Consider the following 20,464-nt stretch of genomic DNA (forward strand, 5'->3'; position numbering starts at 1 on the left):
GGGCGAGTCGCTTACTGCCAAACCAACAGCTCAATGGGCGTGGGGTTGTAGCCGTTGCAGGGGTTGTTGAGCTGGGGGCAGTTGGAGACCAGCACAATGACATCCATCTCAGCGACCATCTCAACGTATTTGCCTGGGGCGGAGATACCATCTTCAAAGGTCAGTTTGCCGTCAGCGGTAACGGGCACGTTCATAAAAAAGTTGATGTTGTGAGTGATGTCCCGCTTGGTCAGGCCGTATTCTGGAAAGTTGGCAATGGCCTGCATCCAGTTGTCTCGGCAGGAGTGCATGTGGCGTTTTTCCAGATCGTAGCGCACGGTATTGCTTTCGCTGGCGCAGGCGCCGCCTAAGGTGTCGTGGCGACCGCAGGTGTCGGCGGTAATGGTTAGCATGCCTCGCCCTTCGCTCGACATGAGTGTGGTGCCGGCGGTGAGGTAGACCGCGCCCTGTTCGCGCACGGTGTCCATGGCGCTATAGCGCTCGCTGGTATCTTCAGCGCTAAAAAATAGCGTGTCGGCGGCCTGGTTGCCTTCTAGGTCGAGAATGCGCAGGGTTTGGCCGCGCTTCACGGTACCAATGTAATGGTCGCCTGCGTTGACCGTGGTGCGGGTTAAGGCGTTTTCGGGGCGCAGAGTGCTTTCAATAATCATTGGGCGTTTCCCCTTATAGGCCGAGGTGGTAAAGGCGGTTATTGGCAAAGCCGCGTGCGTTTTCGGGGCGTGACACGTAGCAAGGGTCATCTTCTGTGGGCGGTTCGGCGGTGCCGAGTGCGATGTCTACACCGCGACGGGGGTAGTTGGCGCTGGGGTCAAGTGGGTGGGGGCAGGTGTGAAGCAGTACCAGCGTGTCCATCTCCATGCGCAGCGTGACCCGACTACCTGGCTGGCAGTGGCCGCTGATATAGCGCAGTTTTCCCTCATCGTCGCTCTCTACCCGGGAAAAGAGATTAAGGTTGGCGGCCATATCCCGACGGCCCAGCCCGTACTTGGCGAGTTCTACTAAAAAGGCGTCAAAGCCGGTGCGGGTCCAGTCGTTGTGCGCCTGCTGATAGCTCACCGGTTGCCAGCCCTTCTTTAACAGATGATGGGGCATCAGGTTACCGCCGACGCTGTCATGCCAACCCAGGCTGTCTTGCGTAATAGAGGCAAAAATACGCCCCATATCCGAGTAAAGGCAGTGCCCTTGGGTAAGCTTAAAAGTGTGCTGACACTTCAAGGTGTCGGGCAAATTTAGCCGTTCCAACAGGTTTTCCGGGTTGTAGCATAAAAGCCCCACGTTACTGTCGGCCTGTTGAGCGGTTAGGGTGAGCGTGGTACCCCGGCGCAGGCGCAGCGACCAGTGATGCCCACCGGGTAAAACAGTGGTGTAATGAGCGTCGCTCTTCATAGCAGCGTCTCCTGGGTGTGGGTTTGCAGGCCGCCTTGTTGAAGCGCTTCTTTGAGAGCGGTTGAAGGGCGGTCTCGGGAGATAGGCAAGTCATAGGTAATCGTGGCACCAAACGCTTCTGGGGCTTGGGGGTCGTGGCGGGTTTTGTCGAATACCCACAGCCGGGTGCCTAGTTCAAAGGCTTCTTTAAGGTCGTGAGTGATCATAAAAATCGTGAGCTGCTGCTCTTGCCACAAGCGGTTGATGAGCCCGTGCATGTCCTGGCGAATACCTGGGTCAAGCGCGCCAAAAGGTTCATCGAGTAATAAAATGCGTGGCCGCATCATCAGCGCTTGAGCGATGGCTAAGCGCTGCTGCATACCGCCGGAAAGCTCGTGGGGGTATTTGTTTAACGCGTGGCTCAGGCCAACTTCGTCGATGCGGGCGCGTGCCTTTTCAATAGCGCGGCGTTTGGCGGTACCAAAGCTTTTCCCCAATAACTTGGCGCTGTGTAGCTCATCGGCAATCATGACGTTGCCAAGCACGGTGAGATGGGGAAAGACAGAATATTTCTGAAAAACAACGCCTCGGTCGGGGCCTGGCTCGTTGGGAATGGGCTTATCATCCAGCATTAAGCTGCCCCGCGACGTTGCTTCTGTGCCCAGCAGCATTTTAAGAAAGGTGGTTTTCCCGCAGCCAGAGGCACCGACCAGGGTGACGAACTCTCCAGGCTCGACGCTAAAATTAAGATTTTCGAGCACCACATGGTTACCGTAGTGCTTCTCTAGCCGTTTGGCAGCGAGCAGGCTCATGATTTATCTCCTTCACCTGCGTGGTACCAGGGAAAGGCTAGGCGCGACACCCAGGCCAGCAGTTGGTCAAGCAGAAAGGCCAGCAGCGTTATCCACGCTACGTAGGGCAGAATGACGTCCATGGAGAGGTAACGACGGACCAGAAAAATGCGGTAGCCAAGGCCTTCTTGTGCAGCAATCGCTTCGGCGGCGATCAAAAAAAGCCAGGCGGTGCCCAGCGCCAAGCGGGTCGCGTTGAGCAGGCGCGGCGTCAGCTGAGGCAGTAACACTCTTAACAGCACCTGCCAGGAACTGGCACCCAGGGTTTGCGCTTTAATTAACTGTTCATCGGGCAGTCGTAAAGCGTGGCCCTGAAGGTCACGAATAAGAAAGGGCGTTACCCCAATCACGATCAGCGCAATTTTAGCGGCCTCGCCGGTACCAAAGGCAATAAACAGAATGGGCAGGATGGCCATCGGCGGAATCAGTGAGGCGACGGTGACCAAGGGCGAAAGTTTGGCTCTCACGATGGGTAGACCGCCGTTCAAGATGCCCACGATTAAGCCAATCAACGCACTGATACCAACACCAATCACAATGCGTTCCAGGCTGGCAAAGGTGTCTGTCCACAGCACAATCTGGCCGGTGCGAACGTTCTCAGCAGTGGCTAAGTGGTAAAAGGAGCTCGCCATCGTTGAAGGCGTGGGCAGTAGGCGGTCGTTGGGGTTTTCCGCCAGTCTTGCGTTGGATAGGCTCATATAGAGCATCGCCAGTAGCAAAAAAGGCAGTAAGCCTAAAAGCCAGCGGCTACCCCGTGAGGGCGTTAGGTTAATTAATCGCTTCATGGCGGTGTCCACACAAAATGAGAGCAGGGGGAGTGGCGCTCGCCACTCCCATGACGCGTATTACTGAGCGTCGAGATATGCTTGGGTAAAGCTTGGGTCAAAGCGCAGCTTTACATTGCTCTCATCGCCAAAGGTGCCGGCGGGGGTGGTAATGCCGACTACGCCAGCATTGGGTGCCATATCGCCGAGCAGGCCATGAGTAAAGCTAAACTCGGCTACTCGCTCCATCGTATCGAGCAACTCGGGGCTTTCCATGAGTTCGATGGCTTGTGCAGGATCGGTATACAGGTATGTGGCCGCAAGCTGTTGCCGGTAGCCTTCGACGTTAGTGCCTGCCGCATCCGCCATGATGGTGAGCGCATGTTCATCATCAGCTTCAATCAAACCCATGACTTCATACCAAGCGCCGACCAGTGCATGGCCAAGCGACGGGTTATCCGCCAGGGTTTGGGTGTTGACGACCATCATGTCGAGAATTTCCCCAGGAATTTCCGCTGAGGTATACACCACGTGGCTGTCAGGCATGTCAGCAATAGCGCTTAACTGCGGGTTCCAGGCGGCCACTGCCTCCGTGGTGCTGCTGGAAAACAGCCCCACAATGTCAGCATCTGACGTGTTGACCGTTTCAATGTCGCGTTCGGTAAGGCCGACACTTTCAAGGGCGCGAGCAAGGAAGTAATGGGAAACGCTAAACTGGACAAGGTTAACCCGGCGACCTTCAATGTCGGCGAGGTCATCGCTGCCTTTTAGCACAATGCCATCGTTACCGTTTGAGTAGTCGTTAATAATGAGTGCTGTAGAGTCGACGCCGCTGGCAGAGGGGATCGTCAGTGCGTCCATATTCGTCATCGCACAGCCGTCAACGTTACCCGAGGTAAATTGATTGATCGACTCGACATAGTCGTTGACTTGCACCACATCGATACTTATGCCGTATTCGTCGGCCCACCTATCCACTACGCCTTCAACGTCGGCATAGGCCCAGGGCATCCAGCCGGCATAAATAGACCAGCAAACGCTGAATTCATCGCGCTCTTGAGCCTGGGCGGGCGTGACCGTCATCGGAGAGGTAAGGCTAGCAGCCAGAAGCGCGGCAGGTAGCGAAGCGAACGGTAAGTTTTTTAGAGAAATACGAGAGAGACGGGTCATAGAAGCCTCCAGCGGCTAGAAGAAAAACTCGGGGGCGTCGGCGCATGGCTGCACCTTATCCTCCCGGGCTTTTGTCCCGCCGTGTAACCTTGCTTTACCGCTTTCAATCAGTAAGTGCAAGGTCGATTGCTCTTGGACCAGTCACGTCATCAGGGGCATAACATTGATGGCGTCGGAACCCTAGCGATCTATTGGAAACTCAATTGTGTGGCAGCCTACGCAGCCGATACCCCGTTTATTACCTATCTACTTTGTTACTTATATATAGAAAGCAAAATTGCGGCCGATTAGGTTTAATGCTTTTGATTTCATGAAGTTGGCTGGAATTGATGCTCGCCCTGGCAGTAGTGCTGCCGCGTTAACTGCTTAGTAATGGTGCGCGCGAGGCGATGATTGCACTGATTTAGCACGCGTGTGTTTTGTCGTAAGCGCCCTTGCTGGGGGGCTATTGGGCGCGAACGTGGGTATCACAGCGGTGTCTTGCTGGCTCTGCCGGGCACTTCGCGCACCAAGCGGGGCATCAAGAAGCCGGGCAAGTGTTCAAGCAACTGGCTAACGAGCGTTTTAGCTTCTGAATCGGGGACATCAAAGTGGGCGGCACCTTGCACGGGGTCGACCACATGCAGGTAGTAAGGCAGCACCCCCGCGTCAAAAAGGCGCTCAGAGAGTGCTGCCAGGGTGCTAACGTTATCGTTGATGCCTCGTAGCAACACGCTTTGGTTTAGCAGTGTGACGCCTACCTGCTTTAAGCGTGCACAGGCATCAACGACCGCTTGGTCTATTTCGTTAGGGTGGTTGATATGCAGTACGACTACTTTTTGTAAGCGGGTGTTTGAGAGCCAATCCAATAACGCGTTATCAACACGGTCCGGTATGACGACGGGTAGCCGCGTGTGTATGCGCAGCCGCTTAAGATGCACAATAGTGTCGAGCTGCTCGACAAGCCACGCTAACTGTCGGTCGCTGGCAGCCAGTGGATCGCCACCAGAGAGAATGGCTTCCTGAATAGTGTTGTCGGCTTGCAGATAGTCAAGCGCGGCATGCCACTGGCTTCTGGAAGGCGAGCTTTCGCTATAGGGAAAGTGACGACGAAAACAGTAGCGGCAGTTAATCGCACAGGCGGGACTGGCGATTAGCAGTACGCGGTTTGCATACTTATGAATCAGCCCTTTCACGGGTTGATGATCGGCTTCTTCAAGGGGGTCGGTAACGTAACCGGGTTGGGTTAGCGTTTCATCGCCAAGGGGAAGTACTTGGCGCAGCAGCGGGTCATCCGGTGCGTTGGGGGGGATACGCGCCAGATATGCTTCAGGCACACAGATCTCAAACAGCTGATGGCCTGCATCTGCACCGGCTAACCACTGATCGCTCAAGCCTAGGCGTTGGCAAAGGACAGCAGGGTCGCGGATTGCTCGGGAAAGCTGCTGTTGCCATGAGGCAGTCGGCTGGCCTGAGGTGTGCTGACCAGCAATAATGATGTTCTCCTGCAAAAAAGTCCTCCTTCGGGTTATCATGCGCGCACTTATTCAAAGAACGATCTAGCGAAGCGTGGCTTCGCGCATTACGCTACTGAAATAAAACATTGAGAGGCATTATGGCGAACTATTCTACCAATGAATTCAAAGGCGGTCTGAAAGTAATGCTCGATGGCGACCCCTGCTCAATCGTTGAGAACGAGCTGGTTAAACCAGGTAAGGGCCAAGCGTTTAACCGCGTTAAGCTGCGTAACCTGATGACCGGTCGTGTCGGTGAGCGGACGTTTAAGTCTGGTGACTCGCTGGAAGGGGCTGATGTCATGGATTTAGAGATGGAATATCTCTACACCGATGGTGACATGTGGTATTTCATGAAGACCGATGGTTCCTTCGAGCAGTACGCTGTTGAAAAGAAAGCCTTGGGTGATACTGCAAAATGGCTTAAGGAGCAGGTGCCTTATATTATTACCCTGTGGAACGATAAGGCGATTTCCGTGACGCCGCCCAACTTCATTGAACTGGAAGTGGTTGAGACTGACCCAGGTTTGAAAGGTGATACTGCCCAGGGTGGTTCCAAGCCTGCAACGCTGTCATCGGGTGCTGTGGTGCGCGTACCGCTGTTTATCAATCAGGGCGAAGTACTGAAAATTGATACGCGCTCTGGTGACTATGTTTCTAGAGCGTAAGTGTTTCTAGAGCATAAGCGTTTCTAGAGCATAAGCGTTTCTAGAGCATAAGCGCTGTTTGAATGTCCGGTGGTAAGTTAGCCGCCAACGCAACTGTTTTATAAAGCCACGCGATGACACGCGTGGCTTTATAACGTTAGGAGAGAGTCAATGACGGCTAACTGGCAGCCAACGGCAAGTATTGAAACGCTGCGTGAGCGGGCACGCTTAATGGCCGCCGTGCGTGCTTTTTTTGTTGAGCGCGGTGTGCTGGAGGTAGAAACACCAGTGTTGGGGCAGGGCGGTAGTACCGATGTGCACCTTGTATCGCTTGCTACACTAGCGCGCACCGATAAAGGCCAGCGCAGGCTATGGCTGCAAACGTCGCCTGAGTTCCATATGAAACGTTTGTTAGCAGCGGGCAGTGGGCCGATTTTTCAACTTGCTAAGAGTTTCCGCGACGGTGAAATTGGCAGCCGCCATAATATCGAGTTCACCATGCTTGAGTGGTATCGGCCAGGGTTTTCTTTGGCCGAGCTGATTGACGAAACCACTACCCTGGTTGCCACGATACTGCCGAGCTTTGCAGGCCCGGTGGTATATCATCGTTACCGAGAGCTGTTTCACACCTACTTGTCAGTTGATCCATTCACGACGTCTCTAGATAACTTGCGTGCTTTAGCCGCAGAGCGTGGCCAAATGCCAGCGCATGCGCTAGCAGAGGAGGGTCGTGATACTTGTCTTGACCTGTTAATGAGCATGGTAATTGAGCCGACGCTTGGTCAAAACGAGTTAAGCGTTGTAGTCGACTACCCTGCCAGCCAAGCCGCTTTGGCGCGCCGCCATCAGGATGCGGACGGCGAGTGGATGGCCTCTCGTTTTGAGCTTTATCTCAATGGTCTTGAGCTGGCAAATGGCTATGATGAGTTGATCGATGCTGAGGAACAGCGGCTGCGGTTCAGCGAAGATAACGCCGAGCGCCGCCGTTTGGGGCTGCCTGAAGTGGACTGTGATGAATGTTTGCTGGCGGCACTTGAACACGGAATGCCTGCAAGTGCAGGCGTGGCGCTGGGAGTGGATCGTCTGATTCAACTGGCGTTAGGCAAAGCACGCCTGGAAGACGTGCTTACCTTTTCAACACCTAATTGCTAGCGGCTGCTTAGCTTTTAAGGCGTTCCCAATGTTTGGCCCATCTGTACGCTGGAGCCGAGCGGATTATCTTCAAAAGCTACCGGCTTGGCAAAGCACATCACTACCGTGGAACCGAGCTTGAAACGACCCATTTCGGCACCTTTTTCAAGCGTGATTGGCTGCCCGAAACGCATGCGCTGTGGGTGGCCGGAAAGCGGTGTTACCTGGCCTGACCAGACTGTCTCGATAGCCGCTACAATCATTGCGCCGACCAATACCATCGCCATCGGGCCGTGCTCGGTATCGAAAATGCACACTAAACGCTCGTTACGAGCAAACAGCCCTGGCACGTAGTTAGCGGTGGCTTGATTGACTGAGAAGAGCCGCCCTGGCACGTAGATCATTTCCCGCAAGGTACCCGTGAGTGGCATATGTACACGGTGATAATCACGCGGGGAAAGATAAACGGTCGCAAAACTGCCGCCCATAAACTCTTCCGCTAGCGTGCTGTCGCCTCCCAGTAGGGTTTGGGCAGAAAAGGTGTGACCTTTCGCCTGCACTAACTGGCCTGCCTGTAAACGACCGAACTGCGACAGCGTGCCATCAGCAGGACTTAACAAGCCTTCACCCAGCGGGCGTGCGTCGGCTTTTAAGGCCCGGGTGAAAAAGTCGTTAAAGGTGGCGTAGGCAGTGGGGTCGGGTTCCAACGCCTGGCTCATATCCACGTTAAAGCGCTTAATGAAAGCCTTAATTACTCTGTCTTTCACCCATGGGGTATCGCACTGGGCGACCTTGCCCGTCAAGCGCGACAGCGCGTGGTGAGGCAGAGGGTACTGAAGTAAAGAAAATGCTTTTTGGGATAGAGTCACTGTCGTAGGTTCACTTCTCAATCGGTGTGTCGTCGCGGTTGCCCCACTCGCCCCAAGAGCCAGCGTAACCGCGCATATTAAAGCCTAACGCTTTACCAACAAGCCATGTAAAGCTGCTGCGATGATGACTTTGGCAGTGGGTGGCAATTTCCATCTCGGGTGTCAGGCCGAGCGCACCTAGCTCGGTGACGAGCTCGGCGTAGTCGCGAATACGTAAAGCGCGGTGGCGATCCATGACGTCAAGCCAGTCCATATTGACTGCGCCTGGTATATGGCCAAGGTGCTTGTTATTGCCCCTTTCACCATCGAACTCGCCTTTGGAGCGAGCGTCCCATACGGCGAACTGCTTATCATCAAGCTTTTGCTTGATTTCGTCACAGGTGATTAGGACCTGTGGGTTTAGAATCTCAGCGTGGTAGTCGCTGGGCGTCGGCGCGACGGCCTCGGAGCTCTCTTCCAGGCCAGCATCTCTCCACGCATGAATACCACCATTCAAATAGGAGTAGCGGGTATGGCCGATCAACTCCAATGTCCATAGCAGCCGTGCCGCCCAGCCACCGCCTTCATCATCATAGGCGACGACGTGAGTGTCGCGAGTAAGACCTAGTGCGCTAAACAGCCGTGAAAGGAACTCAACGGTGGGCACATCGTTAGGCACTGGCCCTTCGCCGCGCATCAGGTAGCGGAAATCAAGGTAGATGGCGCCCGGTACATGGCCTTGTCGATAACTATCGCCATTCGCTGGAACATCAATAATCAGCAGTTGTGGATCATCCAGGTGCTCTTGAAGCTGCTCTGGCTCAACAATCAGCGGCAGGAGATTGGTTTCCGATGAGTGGCTAGCGGTGCTCATTGATAGCTCCCTATCCTTAATAATTAACTGGGGCAATTAACTAAAATAATTCACATACAAAGCATGAGGTTAGTAATAGTTAAGCATTTAAGCTATCCAGAATGCGCCGATAGCTGGCAAAACGTTCTGGGTGAATCTTGCCTGCCTCGACAGCTTCAAGTAAAGCGCAGCCCGGCTCATTACGGTGACGGCAATCACGGAAGCGACAGTGTCCGATAAAGGGGTGAAATTCGATAAACCCTTCGGTGACCTCCTGCTCATCAAGGTGGATCAGGCCAAATTCACGAATGCCGGGGGAGTCAATTAGTTCGCCGTTGGTCACCTCATCACTGCTCATTGTATAAAGCCGAGCGGTAGTGGTGGTGTGGGTGCCTTTACGCGAGTCTTCTGACAGCGCGCCAATGCGCAAGGTTTCATCAGGGAGTAGCAGGTCAATCAACGATGATTTGCCAACGCCGCTCTGGCCGACAAACACCGATGTTCGCCCTTCAAGCTGCTGGCGCAGCTCATCTAGCCCCGTCTCAGTGGCCGTGGTGGTACGAACCACGGTATAGCCTAGGGAGCGGTAGCGCTCAAGCAGTTGCCCTAGCTTGCCGCCATCAGCTGGCAGCAGATCAGTTTTGTTCAGTACCAGCACGGGGACAATGCCGGTGGCTTCGGCGGCAACCAGATAGCGGTCAATCAGGTTGGGGTGGGGGGCAGGTTCAACAGCAAATACGATCAGCAATTGATCGATGTTGGCCGCAACCGGCTTTAACTGGCCCCGCGGGTCTGGGCGCTTAAGCACGCTGTCGCGCTCTTCGCGAGCCACAACCACGCCAGAACCGTCCTGGCCTGCTCGCCAGATCACCCGGTCGCCAGTGACCAAGCCTTCTAAATTGGCGCGAAGATGGCAACGTACGGGCGTGCCATTGGCATCGCGCACCTCTAACGTGCGCCCGAAGTGGGCCATTACTCGGCCGGGTTGCTCGGCCCCATATTCGCCTGCGGCAAGTTTTTCAGCGTCTTTCACATCGCGCTTTTCAGCACGTTGAGCACGTTCCGCCTGGACTTTATCGACTCGCCACTGTTGCTGGCGACTTAATTTACGTTTGCTCATGACCACCTGATGCTCGGTACAATAGTGGCATTGTACCCACCTGGGCAGTCTACTGTCCCGTATCGGGTGCTGGTGATGACAATATAAGCGATACTTTTACTCTAATCGCCCTCTTAAGTGGCGATACTGGCCAAGGAATGAACGTAATGAGCGAACAAACTACTGCCAACGTTTCCCCGCGAGATGATTTGCTGGTGTGGATAGACCTGGAGATGACCGGCCTGGACCCCAACAAAGAGCGCATCATCGAGGTGGCCACCCTGATTACCGATGCTGATTTAAACGTCGTAGCGGAAGGCCCTGTGATCGCAGTGAAACAGCCAGATAGCCAGCTGGCTCAAATGGATGACTGGAATCAAAAGACCCACGGGGAGAGTGGGCTGGTAGCGCGTGTCAAGGCAAGCACTGTGAGCAGTGCCGAAGCCGAGCAGCAAACGCTCGACTTTCTTCGCCACTACGTGGTGTCAGGCTCGTCGCCCATGTGCGGCAATAGTATTCACCAGGATCGGCGTTTTTTAGAGCGTGAAATGCCAGCGCTTTGGGCGTTCTTCCATTACCGCAATTTGGACGTGTCGACTGTTAAGGAATTGGCAAAGCGCTGGAATCCAGGCGCCTTGGCAGGGTTTAAAAAGCAGAATGTCCATCTGGCGATGGATGACATTAAGGAGTCGATTGCTGAATTGGCTCACTATCGCAGCACATTCTTACGCCTCGAGACGGTAACCGACGAAGAGGAGTAAGGTGGTTTAGAAAAGGGGTTGAGAAAGATGGCTAAGCGTCATCAGTGGCAATCCTCGCACCGCGCTTGAGGCGCTGCTCCTCAAGCGCCCAGGCAACATGTTCACGCACCAGGGCACTGGGGTAAGCCCTGCGTGCCCATAAAGCGGCTTCGACGGCCGGGCTCCAAGGAGCATTGCCCAGGCCAACGGCGAGATTCCGCAGCCAGCGTTCGTAGCCAATCCGGCGAATCGGGCTACCCGCGGTTTTATCCAAAAACTCATCTTCGCCCCAGGCAAACAGGCTTATAAGGTCAGCGCGGTCAAGGTCATGGCGTGGTGCAAAATCACGCTCTTGGGTGGTGCGGGTAAAACGAGTAAAGGGGCACACTAGCTGACAGTCATCGCAGCCATAAATACGATTGCCCATAGCGCGGCGAAACTCAATCGGTATAGCTCCATGTAACTCTATGGTGAGATAGGAGATACACTTGCGGGAGTCAACGACTTTGTCGTCCACAATGGCACCCGTTGGACAAGCGCTGCGGCAAGCGCTACAGCTGCCACAGTGTTCCTGAGTAAATGGTGCATCGATAGGAAGCGGCAAGTCGGTATACAGCTCGCCGAGGAAAAATAGCGAACCCGCCTTGGGGTTAAGTAGCATCGCGTTTTTTCCAAACCAACCCAGGCCCGCTTTTTGTGCTAAAGCACGCTCCATAACAGGCGCAGAGTCGACAAACGCACGATAACCAAACGCGCCGACTTCTTGCTCGATCTGTTTAGCCAGCTGCGCCAATCGTTTGCGCATTAATTTATGATAATCGCGACCTAGGGCGTAGCGTGAGACATAGGCAAGATTAGGCCTGCCAAGCACTTTTGCGCTTTCTACGTCAGCGGGCAGGTAGTCTAAACGCACGCTGATTACCCGCTGGGTGCCGGGCTCAAGCTCTTCTGGACGGGTACGTTTAGTACCATGCTTCGCCATAAAGCCCATTTCACCGTGATAGCCCTTCGCAAGCCAATTGTTCAGGTGTGCTTCATGATCAGCTAGCTGGGTGTCTGTGATGCCTACTTGCTGAAAACCAAGCTCACGGCCCCAGGTTTTGATTAGCTCCGCAAGGCGCGTTAGGTCATCATTAGACAGTGAAAAGGTGGTAGAACTTTGCATGGTAAATCAACGTTAGCGCGTTAAGCGCGCTATGCTAACGCATAAGTGGTTATCAACACACTATCGCCTACCGTAACTAGATTAAGGAGAGATCGTGCCCACGTTAAGTACTTCCTCGCTACGCCCCCTTTATACCGCGGCTCAAGTGCGTGAACTTGATCGGCGTACGATTGCCGGTGGCATTGAAAGTTTTGCCTTAATGCAGCGAGCAGCCTCCAGTGCCTGGCACAGCTTTCGTTCTCGTTGGCCGCAGGCGCGAAGTGTGACGGTGCTTTGTGGTAGCGGCAATAATGGTGGTGATGGCCACGTGCTTGCGGCACTTGCGATGCAGGCCGGACTTAAAGTGCAGCGCATTTCGCTTAGGCCTTTAGACACGTTAACTGGTGATGTTGCACGTGCTGCTGAACTCGCGTCAGCGGCGGGCGTTGGCTTTGATGAGTGGCAGCCAAGCACCACACTGGTGGGCGAGGTGATTGTCGATGCACTACTGGGTACTGGGCTATCAGGTGACGTTGCCGGAGAAATAAGGCAAGTGATTGAAGCGATCAATGCGTCGCATCAGCCCGTGTTAGCGCTGGATATTCCCTCTGGAATCTCGGCAGATACAGGGGCAGTGATGGGGTTAGCTGTTTCGGCAGCCTGCACAGTGACGTTTATAGGCGACAAAATTGGCCTGCACACGGGTGATGCGCCTGCCTATACGGGCGAAATTGATTTTCGTCCGCTAGGTGTTAAAGCCCAGGCCTTTTTTGATATTCCACCAACCGCCTGGCGTTTAAATGATGAGCTGCTTGCTGAGGCTTTTGCACCCCGCTCGCGTATTAGCCATAAAGGTGACTTAGGGCATGTGCTGGTAATGGGGGGGGCACCAGGGTTTGGTGGCGCTGCCTTGCTGGCTTCGCAAGCTGCTGCGCGCTTAGGGGCCGGTAAGGTAAGTTTGGCAACCGCACCCGAGCATGTGGTCGCAAGTTTAGTCCGTTGCCCAGAGGTGATGGCTCATGGTATTCGTGGCGGAGCTGACGCGAGCCTGTTACCCGCTGCGGATGTGGTGGTAGTAGGACCTGGCCTTGGGCAAGATGCTTGGGGGCAGGCGATATTACAACAGGCCTTGCAGTCAGATGTACCGTTGATCGTTGATGCGGATGCGTTAAATCTGTTGGCCAGCCGCTGGCCCGATGTTCGCCGTGATAATTGGGTGTTAACACCGCACCCCGGTGAGGCAGCTCGGTTGCTAGGCTGCTCTGTTGCGGATATTCAAGCGGATCGTCCTGCGGCTGTCCGTGCACTTCAGCGGGCCCGGGGCGGCGTTGTGATCTTAAAAGGTGCGGGCAGCTTGGTGGCTGGCCCCAGTGGACTTGTGGTGTGTCCATACGGCAACCCTGGTATGGCTAGCGGTGGCATGGGGGACGTGCTGAGCGGCATGCTGGGCACTCTGGTTGCTCAGAGCGATAGTGTAGAGCGCGGCACATGGCTTGGAGTGATGGTGCATGCACAAGCAGGTGATGAAGCGGTTAAAACAGCGGGTGAACGTGGCCTGCTGGCAAGCGATCTGGCATCCTATGCACGAGTCTTAATTAACCCGTGAAGGCGGCCTACATGCAAGTGCAATTGAATGATGAAGTGGCCCACGTTGCTTTTGGTGAGGCATTGGGGGAAGCGCTGAAAGGCCACGGGCGTGTTTATTTGGAAGGCGACTTAGGCGCAGGTAAAACAACACTGACACGCGGTATATTGCGCGCTTATGGTTACCAGGGAGCGGTTAAAAGCCCTACCTATACGTTGGTAGAGCCCTATGAGTTAGGTGCGCAACGCATTTATCATTTAGATCTGTATCGTTTAGCAGACCCAGAAGAGCTTGAGTTTATTGGTGGGCGAGACGTGCTTGCCGATGAAGCGCTGTGTTTGATTGAGTGGCCGAGCCGAGGTCAAGGGTGGCTTCCTGCGCCTGATGTTCGAGTAACGCTGGAGGTGGATGATCCTGGGCGCTTAGTAACGCTAACCGCAGAAACCAGCTTGGGTGAACGGGTAATAAGCGAGTTGGTTGATAAGCGGTGCAACGAGCAGCTCGACAGTGGTGGAATTCAATGGCGATAAAAAGCGTACTAAGCTACTTGGCACGCAGCGTGTCGGTTGGCGTTGTTATTATGGCGGCGGGTGCTTCAGTGCTGCAGGCGGCAACGGTAGAAAGTATGCGGCTATGGTCAGCCCCAGATCATGCGCGTTTGGTGTTTGACCTTACGGCAGCGGCGAACGCCAATGTGTTCTCTCTTGAGAACCCGTCACGATTAGTGATTGATCTTGATGACAGCTACTTAGATACCGATGTGTCAACACTTCCCTTGAACGGTAGCGCTATCGACGAAGTGCGCACCGGTGTACGTGATGGCGGCGGCTTGAGAGTCGTATTAGAGCTTAATCGTCAGATATCTCCACGTCACTTTACGTTACCTCCTAATGACCAATATGGGCATCGTTTAGTGGTTGACCTTGAATATCCTGGTGAGAGTGCGGTTGAAAATCCGATTGACCCTATAGAGGCGATGATTCGTGATCAAGAAATACTCGCCCAACGAGCAAATACACAGGCACAAGCTCAGTCTCAGGCGCAGTCCGAGCCCCAGCCCCAGGAGCAAGTAACGAGACCATCGCAAGCTCCCCAGGAGTCGGCCGTTGAGGTTCAGCCTGCCCAGCCACATCCGCGGCGGGATATCATTATCGCGATTGATGCAGGGCACGGCGGTGAAGATCCTGGAGCTATTGGCCCGGCAGGAACACGAGAAAAAGACGTTGTATTAGAAATTTCGCGACGTTTAGCAGCAGAAGTGAATGGTACCCATGGCTTCAAGGCAGTGCTCATTCGCGACGGCGATTACTATCTTGGGCTTCGCCAGCGTACGCAGCTAGCCCGTGAACAGAAGGCTGACTTTTTTGTGTCGATTCACGCCGATGCCTTTACCAGTCCGCGGCCTCAAGGAAGCTCTGTTTATGCGCTTTCCCAGCGAGGAGCAACGTCTGAAACGGCTCAATGGCTTGCTGATAGTGAAAACCGTTCGGATCTGATCGGTGGTGTCGACGGTAATCTCTCCCTGCGCGATAAAGATCAAGTGCTGCGCGGTGTGCTGCTGGACCTCACAATGACGGCGACGTTAAACGATTCGTTATCGATCGGTGGGCAGGTGCTTGATCAATTAGGGCGTATCAATCGTCTCCATAAATCTCGTGTTGAACAGGCTGGGTTTATGGTGCTGAAATCGCCTGATATTCCGTCGCTACTTATTGAAGTTGGCTTTATTTCTAATCCCGATGAAGAGCGTCGCTTACGTGATCCGGTGCATCAGCGTGGGTTATCAACGGCCATTTTTAATGGTTTGCGTGATCACTTTGAGCGAAACCCTCCGCCTGCAAGCCTACTGGCGTGGCAGCGTGACAATCAGCGTCGCCCAAGCGGAAATGAATACCGTATTCAATCAGGAGATACGCTGTCAGCGATTGCGGTACGTCACGGTGTGCCAGTGAACCAGCTCAAACAGGCCAATGATATTAACGGTGACGTTATTCGTGTCGGTCAGGTGTTACGCATTCCGCGTTCATAATCATAAGTCCCGAGGTGACGGTTGTCTGAATTGATCTCTTCGCCAACGCGTATTCATGTGCTTGATCCCCGGTTGGCAAACCAAATCGCCGCGGGGGAAGTGGTTGAGCGCCCTTCTTCAGTAACGAAAGAGCTGATTGAGAATGCTATTGATGCTGGCAGTCAGCGCATTGAAGTGGAGATAGAGCAAGGTGGCGCACGGCTTATTAAAGTACGTGATGATGGTATTGGCATTGGCGAACAAGACTTACCCCTAGCGCTTGCTCGCCACGCGACCAGCAAAATCAATAGTCTTGAAGATCTAGAGGGCGTGAGTTCACTGGGGTTTCGAGGCGAAGCGTTGGCTTCGATCAGCTCGGTCTCGCGGCTGGAGCTAATCTCTAATGCGGAAGATGACCCCCGCCAAGGGTGGCGAGTGACTGCTGAGGGGCGTGGTATGGAGGCGCGAGTGACGCCTGCACCTCACCCACGGGGTACCAGCGTTTCAGTACGGGATCTGTTTTTTAACACGCCCGCACGGCGCAAATTTTTACGTACCGAAAAAACAGAATTTGCCCATGTTGAAGAGGCTTTTCGTCGCCAGGCGTTATCTCGTTACGATGTCGCCTGGGTGCTACGTCATAACCAGAAGGTGATTCACCAGCTACCGCCGGGTGTGACACCAGCCGCACGCGAGCGGCGTATTGCTTCTCTACTAGGTAAAAACTTTATTGAGCATGCCCGTTATATTGAGCGAGAAGCGGGTGGGTTACGTATTAGTGGTTGGGTCGGCTTGCCCACACACTCTCGCTCCCAGGCGGATCAGCAATACTTTTTTGTGAATGGCCGTGTGGTGCGCGATCGTTTAGTCGCCCATGCGGTGCGTCAGGCTTATCGTGATGTGTTGTATAACGGGCGTCATCCAGTGTTTGTGCTTTACCTGGAACTTGATCCTGATGTCGTCGACGTCAACGTGCACCCAACCAAGCATGAAGTGCGCTTTCGCGATGGCCGTATGGTGCACGATTTTCTTTACTCTAGTTTGCACCACTGTCTGGCGTCTTCTAAACCAAATGACGGTGAGCAAGAAGTGGGCCAGGGTCAGCCTACAGAGCCAACTGCTGAACCAGCCGATGAAGTGAGCGTGTCTGAGGCGAAAGGCCAAGGTCAAGCGCCACCCCCCCGTTGGCAGCAGCAAGGCATGGCGCTATCAGACTCCCCTGATCGGCATCCGGGGGGCGAGCGAGTGCGCCGTTTTATGCAAGGCTATCAAGCGTTACATCCTGATCATGAGGAGACACTATTAACGCCGCAGCCAAGGGGACCTGGCGTTATTTCCTCACCAAAGGCCACGGAGGTGCGTGAGGCGCCGTTGGCAATGCCAGAGCATGATGCTACTGCGGCACCTCCATTGGGCTTTGCGCTAGGGCAGTTGCACGGTGTTTATATTTTGGCGCAAAACGCCCAGGGGTTGGTGCTCGTAGACATGCATGCTGCTCACGAGCGAATTGTTTATGAGCGCATGAAGAGCCAACTGGCCGCAGCTAACGGAATTGATACACAGCCGTTGCTGGTGCCTGTTTCCCTGGCTGCCAGCCGCACCGAAGTGGCAACGGCTGAAAGCGAGCGCGACGCCATTGCCCAGCTTGGCGTTGAGCTAGATGTGGCGGGCCCGGAAACCTTGCTAGTTCGTCAATTACCAGCCCTATTGGCTCAGGCAGATCCAGAAGCCCTGATACGTCAAATGCTAGAAGAACTCTCGCGCTATGGGCGAACTCATCAAGTCGAGGCACGTATACATGAATTGCTATCAACCATGGCGTGTCATGGTAGCGTGCGCGCTAACAGGCGTTTAACTATCGATGAAATGAATGCGCTGTTACGCGATATGGAGCGCACTGAGCGAAGCGACCAGTGCAACCATGGCCGCCCAACGTGGACACAAATGAGCATGAAAGCACTCGACCGCCTATTCTTACGTGGGCAATAGTGGTGTGGTCAGTGAAGACGCGGCCGGAAAATACAAACAAAGGAGTGCTGAAAGCAAATGGTTGACACACGCCCCTGGGCGATTTTTTTAATGGGGCCAACGGCAGCCGGCAAAACTGATACGGCGATAGCGCTACATGAGCGATTGGGGCATGAGCTGATTAGCGTAGACTCTGCGATGGTGTATCGCGGGATGAATATTGGTAGTGCTAAGCCGAGTGCGGCTGAGTTAGCGCGTGCACCGCATCGTTTGATTGATATTCGCGATCCAAGTGAACCTTATTCTGCCGCCGATTTCCGTGAAGATGCGTTGCAGGAGATGCGGCAAATCAGCGCGGCCGGCAGCGTGCCATTATTGGTCGGTGGGACGATGCTCTATTTCAAACGGCTGGTGGAAGGCGTAGCCAACTTGCCCTCCGCCGATGCCGATATACGCCAACAGTTGGACGCTATCAGACAAAATGAAGGGCTAGCGGCGCTGCATCGTATGCTGGCTGACGTGGATAGTGTGTCTGCGCAGCGGATTCATCCAAACGACCCGCAACGCCTTATGCGCGCGCTTGAAGTTTATTATGCAAGTGGCCGACCGATGAGTGAGCTGTGGGCAGAACAGCAGCCAGAAACCTTTCCCTGGCGGGTGATGTCGATAGCGTTAGCGCCTAGCGATCGCCACTGGTTACACAGTCGTATTGCTGTGCGTTTCAAAACAATGTTAGCTGAAGGCTTGATAGATGAGGTTGCCGCCCTCAAACAACGCCCTGATGTTCATCTTGGCTTGCCAGCAATGAAGAGTGTTGGCTATCGTCAAGTATGGGAATACTTAGACGGCGTTTACGACGAAAGCGAGTTAGTCGAACGAGGTGTGATAGCAACGCGTCAACTCGCTAAGCGTCAGCTTACTTGGTTACGAAGTTGGCCATCACTAACATGGGTAGACTCGCAGCAGCCCAACGTGTTGGATAAGGTGCTGAAATTCGTGCGTGAAAGCGGTGCTTAGCGTAAGATAGTGATTTCGTAAGCAAGTGTTTTCGAGTGGCCGGCTGGCTCTTTTGACAACGCCAAGCCTTTCGGGCAACAAGATTGCGGCGTAGCACCAGTAGGGCGCGCCATTTATAACCAACCCCAACGACAGTTTTAGGGAGAGCAACATGTCCAAAGGGCAGTCCCTTCAAGACCCGTACCTGAACATTTTGCGCAAGGAGCGCATTCCGGTCTCTATTTTCCTGGTGAACGGCATTAAATTGCAGGGCCAGATTGAATCATTTGACCAGTTTGTCATTTTGTTGCGCAATACCGTCAGTCAGATGGTTTATAAACACGCTATTTCCACGGTAGTGCCTTCGCGCAATGTGCGCTTACCGGTACAAGATCCAGCCGCGCCTGATGCGGACATCTAACACCGCTGGATAGCTTGAGAGTCCACGAGGTATTGATTGTTTTTTGAACGCCCAGATGCCGGTGAAACGGCAGTACTTGTTCACGTTGATTTTCATGCTGAACAAGCACGTGAAGACCCGGGTGAGTTTTTGGAGCTCGTGCGCTCTGCTGGTGCAGAGCCTGCGACGCTACTCACTGCTAGCCGACAACGCCCTGATTCCCGTACGTTTATTGGGTCAGGCAAGTTGGAAGAGCTGCGAGCATTGCTCGCAGCTCACCAAGCAGAACTGGTGATCTTCAACCATAGTTTAAGCCCTTCCCAAGAGCGTAATCTTGAGCATGAGCTTAAGTGTCGAGTACTTGATCGCACAGGTCTAATACTTGATATTTTTGCACAGCGGGCACGAACCCATGAGGGTAAGCTGCAGGTAGAGCTTGCTCAGCTTGAATATATGTCTACTCGCTTAGTGCGAGGGTGGACACACTTAGAACGTCAAAAAGGCGGAATTGGCTTGCGTGGTCCTGGCGAAACACAGCTAGAAACCGACCGCCGCTTGTTACGCGGACGCATCAAGTCAATTCACAAGCGGCTGGACAAAGTACGCAGCCAGCGTGACCAGAATCGTCGCGCCCGTTCACGCGCTGAAATCCACAGCGTTTCATTAGTTGGTTACACCAATGCCGGTAAATCGACGCTGTTTAACGCGCTTACTGATGCCAAGGTATATGCTGCTGACCAGTTGTTTGCCACACTTGACCCCACCCTTCGTCGTCTCGAAGTCGAAGACGTCGGGCCGGTGGTGATGGCTGATACGGTAGGCTTTATTCGTCACTTACCGCATAAGCTCGTCGAAGCCTTTCGAGCAACACTTCAAGAGGCTGCAGAAGCATCATTGCTTGTGCATGTAATTGATGCCGCGGATCCTGATCGCGACGCCAACGTTGAGCAAGTTGATCGTGTGCTTAAAGAGATAGGCGCTGATAGTGTGCCAGTTCTCAAAGTCATGAATAAAATCGACCGGCTAGATAGTGCGCCACGTATTGAGCGCGATGGTCATGGTGTCCCTGAAGTAGTATGGCTTTCTGCTCAGCAGGGGCAGGGGCTTGATTTGCTGCATGAGGCGCTAACCGAGCGGCTAGCCAATGACGTTATTAGCTTCTCGCTAACACTGACGCCAGAACAAGGTAAGCTTCGTGCCGGTTTGCATGAGCTGAACGCAGTGCGTAGAGAGTATTTTGATGAGCAAGGGCAGTCTGTCTTAGATGTGCGCTTGCCCAGACGTGATTTTAATCAGCTCATGGCCCAACTTGGTGAGCGTGCCAACACTTATTTACCCGTCGCATTACGTGAAATAAATGAATGGTAGCTAACCAGGCTGCTAGGCGTATGTGAACTTGGGT

20 protein-coding genes and 1 riboswitch are annotated in these 20,464 nt (G+C 54.1%); of the genes, 10 read left to right on the forward strand and 10 right to left on the reverse strand.

Annotated elements, in window-relative coordinates; translation table 11 throughout:
- Positions 1 to 11 precede the first annotated feature (11 nt).
- From M0220_RS14450 to epmB, 6 genes are all read right to left on the reverse strand, one after another.
- Positions 12 to 650 carry an urea amidolyase associated protein UAAP2 gene (locus M0220_RS14450; RefSeq protein WP_030072177.1) on the reverse strand — a complete coding sequence of 213 codons (639 nt, stop codon included), beginning with the start codon at positions 648 to 650 and terminating at the stop codon, positions 12 to 14.
- Positions 651 to 663: 13 nt separating this feature from the next.
- The gene (locus tag M0220_RS14455; RefSeq protein ID WP_264018063.1) at positions 664 to 1,386 is read right to left on the reverse strand and encodes an urea amidolyase associated protein UAAP1; all 723 of its coding nucleotides are present in this window, start codon (positions 1,384 to 1,386) and stop codon (positions 664 to 666) included.
- Positions 1,383 to 2,177 carry an ABC transporter ATP-binding protein gene (locus M0220_RS14460; RefSeq protein ID WP_264018064.1) on the reverse strand — a complete coding sequence of 265 codons (795 nt, stop codon included), beginning with the start codon at positions 2,175 to 2,177 and terminating at the stop codon, positions 1,383 to 1,385. Before M0220_RS14460 ends, M0220_RS14455 begins: the two co-directional genes overlap by 4 nt.
- Positions 2,174 to 3,001 carry an ABC transporter permease gene (locus M0220_RS14465; RefSeq protein ID WP_264018065.1) on the reverse strand — a complete coding sequence of 276 codons (828 nt, stop codon included), beginning with the start codon at positions 2,999 to 3,001 and terminating at the stop codon, positions 2,174 to 2,176. The genes M0220_RS14460 and M0220_RS14465 overlap by 4 nt, the downstream gene beginning before the upstream one ends.
- 60 nt (positions 3,002 to 3,061) lie before the next feature.
- On the reverse strand, positions 3,062 to 4,150 hold the full coding sequence (locus tag M0220_RS14470) for a putative urea ABC transporter substrate-binding protein (protein WP_030072185.1): 1,089 nt from the start codon (positions 4,148 to 4,150) through the stop codon (positions 3,062 to 3,064).
- 58 nt (positions 4,151 to 4,208) lie between these two features.
- Positions 4,209 to 4,345, reverse strand: a riboswitch (guanidine-I (ykkC/yxkD leader).
- A 272-nt stretch (positions 4,346 to 4,617) separates the two neighbouring features.
- Entirely contained in the window at positions 4,618 to 5,640 is a 1,023-nt protein-coding gene (gene epmB, locus M0220_RS14475; RefSeq protein ID WP_264018066.1) for an EF-P beta-lysylation protein EpmB, read from the reverse strand.
- Positions 5,641 to 5,744: 104 nt separating this feature from the next.
- Here epmB and efp point away from each other — a divergent pair, with 104 nt between their 5' ends.
- The gene (gene efp / locus M0220_RS14480; protein ID WP_030072187.1) at positions 5,745 to 6,311 is read left to right on the forward strand and encodes an elongation factor P; all 567 of its coding nucleotides are present in this window, start codon (positions 5,745 to 5,747) and stop codon (positions 6,309 to 6,311) included.
- 150 nt (positions 6,312 to 6,461) lie between these two features.
- Positions 6,462 to 7,442: an EF-P lysine aminoacylase EpmA gene (epmA, locus tag M0220_RS14485; protein ID WP_264018067.1), complete on the forward strand. Its 981-nt coding sequence runs from the start codon at positions 6,462 to 6,464 to the stop codon at positions 7,440 to 7,442.
- Positions 7,443 to 7,456: 14 nt separating this feature from the next.
- Here epmA and asd read toward each other — a convergent pair whose 3' ends face one another.
- The 3 genes from asd to rsgA all read right to left on the reverse strand — a co-directional run bounded on the left by asd (position 7,457) and on the right by rsgA (position 10,242).
- Positions 7,457 to 8,290 (reverse strand): archaetidylserine decarboxylase, encoded by an 834-nt coding sequence (gene asd, locus M0220_RS14490; protein ID WP_030072191.1) that lies wholly within the window; start codon positions 8,288 to 8,290, stop codon positions 7,457 to 7,459.
- Between the two features lie 10 nt (positions 8,291 to 8,300).
- A complete protein-coding gene (locus tag M0220_RS14495; protein ID WP_264018068.1) occupies positions 8,301 to 9,143 on the reverse strand; it encodes a sulfurtransferase in 843 nt (280 codons plus the stop codon).
- A gap of 79 nt (positions 9,144 to 9,222) precedes the next feature.
- On the reverse strand, positions 9,223 to 10,242 hold the full coding sequence (gene rsgA, locus M0220_RS14500; RefSeq protein WP_030072195.1) for a small ribosomal subunit biogenesis GTPase RsgA: 1,020 nt from the start codon (positions 10,240 to 10,242) through the stop codon (positions 9,223 to 9,225).
- A gap of 146 nt (positions 10,243 to 10,388) precedes the next feature.
- Between rsgA and orn the strand changes: the two genes are divergently transcribed.
- Entirely contained in the window at positions 10,389 to 10,982 is a 594-nt protein-coding gene (gene orn, locus M0220_RS14505; RefSeq protein WP_030072197.1) for an oligoribonuclease, read from the forward strand.
- 31 nt (positions 10,983 to 11,013) lie between these two features.
- On the opposite strand, the gene queG is transcribed toward orn, so the two are convergent.
- Entirely contained in the window at positions 11,014 to 12,126 is a 1,113-nt protein-coding gene (gene queG, locus M0220_RS14510) for a tRNA epoxyqueuosine(34) reductase QueG (protein WP_264018069.1), read from the reverse strand.
- 94 nt (positions 12,127 to 12,220) lie between these two features.
- Between queG and M0220_RS14515 the strand changes: the two genes are divergently transcribed.
- The 7 genes from M0220_RS14515 (at position 12,221) to hflX (ending at position 20,430) form a co-directional block, all read left to right on the forward strand.
- Positions 12,221 to 13,711, forward strand: a complete 1,491-nt coding sequence (locus M0220_RS14515) for an NAD(P)H-hydrate dehydratase (RefSeq protein WP_264018070.1) — start codon at positions 12,221 to 12,223, stop codon at positions 13,709 to 13,711.
- An 11-nt stretch (positions 13,712 to 13,722) separates the two neighbouring features.
- Positions 13,723 to 14,220 carry a tRNA (adenosine(37)-N6)-threonylcarbamoyltransferase complex ATPase subunit type 1 TsaE gene (gene tsaE, locus M0220_RS14520; RefSeq protein WP_264018071.1) on the forward strand — a complete coding sequence of 166 codons (498 nt, stop codon included), beginning with the start codon at positions 13,723 to 13,725 and terminating at the stop codon, positions 14,218 to 14,220.
- A gap of 50 nt (positions 14,221 to 14,270) precedes the next feature.
- Complete coding sequence (locus M0220_RS14525; protein ID WP_232222379.1) at positions 14,271 to 15,719, forward strand: N-acetylmuramoyl-L-alanine amidase; 1,449 nt, start codon at positions 14,271 to 14,273, stop codon at positions 15,717 to 15,719.
- A gap of 21 nt (positions 15,720 to 15,740) precedes the next feature.
- The gene (mutL, locus tag M0220_RS14530; RefSeq protein WP_404813836.1) at positions 15,741 to 17,687 is read left to right on the forward strand and encodes a DNA mismatch repair endonuclease MutL; all 1,947 of its coding nucleotides are present in this window, start codon (positions 15,741 to 15,743) and stop codon (positions 17,685 to 17,687) included.
- 57 nt (positions 17,688 to 17,744) lie between these two features.
- A complete protein-coding gene (miaA, locus tag M0220_RS14535) occupies positions 17,745 to 18,683 on the forward strand; it encodes a tRNA (adenosine(37)-N6)-dimethylallyltransferase MiaA (protein WP_264018072.1) in 939 nt (312 codons plus the stop codon).
- 151 nt (positions 18,684 to 18,834) lie between these two features.
- Positions 18,835 to 19,083, forward strand: a complete 249-nt coding sequence (gene hfq / locus M0220_RS14540) for an RNA chaperone Hfq (protein WP_030072211.1) — start codon at positions 18,835 to 18,837, stop codon at positions 19,081 to 19,083.
- Between the two features lie 36 nt (positions 19,084 to 19,119).
- On the forward strand, positions 19,120 to 20,430 hold the full coding sequence (hflX, locus tag M0220_RS14545; RefSeq protein ID WP_030072213.1) for a ribosome rescue GTPase HflX: 1,311 nt from the start codon (positions 19,120 to 19,122) through the stop codon (positions 20,428 to 20,430).
- Positions 20,431 to 20,464 lie beyond the last annotated feature (34 nt).

This window comes from Halomonas qinghailakensis (assembly GCF_025820815.1).
Lineage (GTDB): Bacteria > Pseudomonadota > Gammaproteobacteria > Pseudomonadales > Halomonadaceae > Vreelandella > Vreelandella qaidamensis.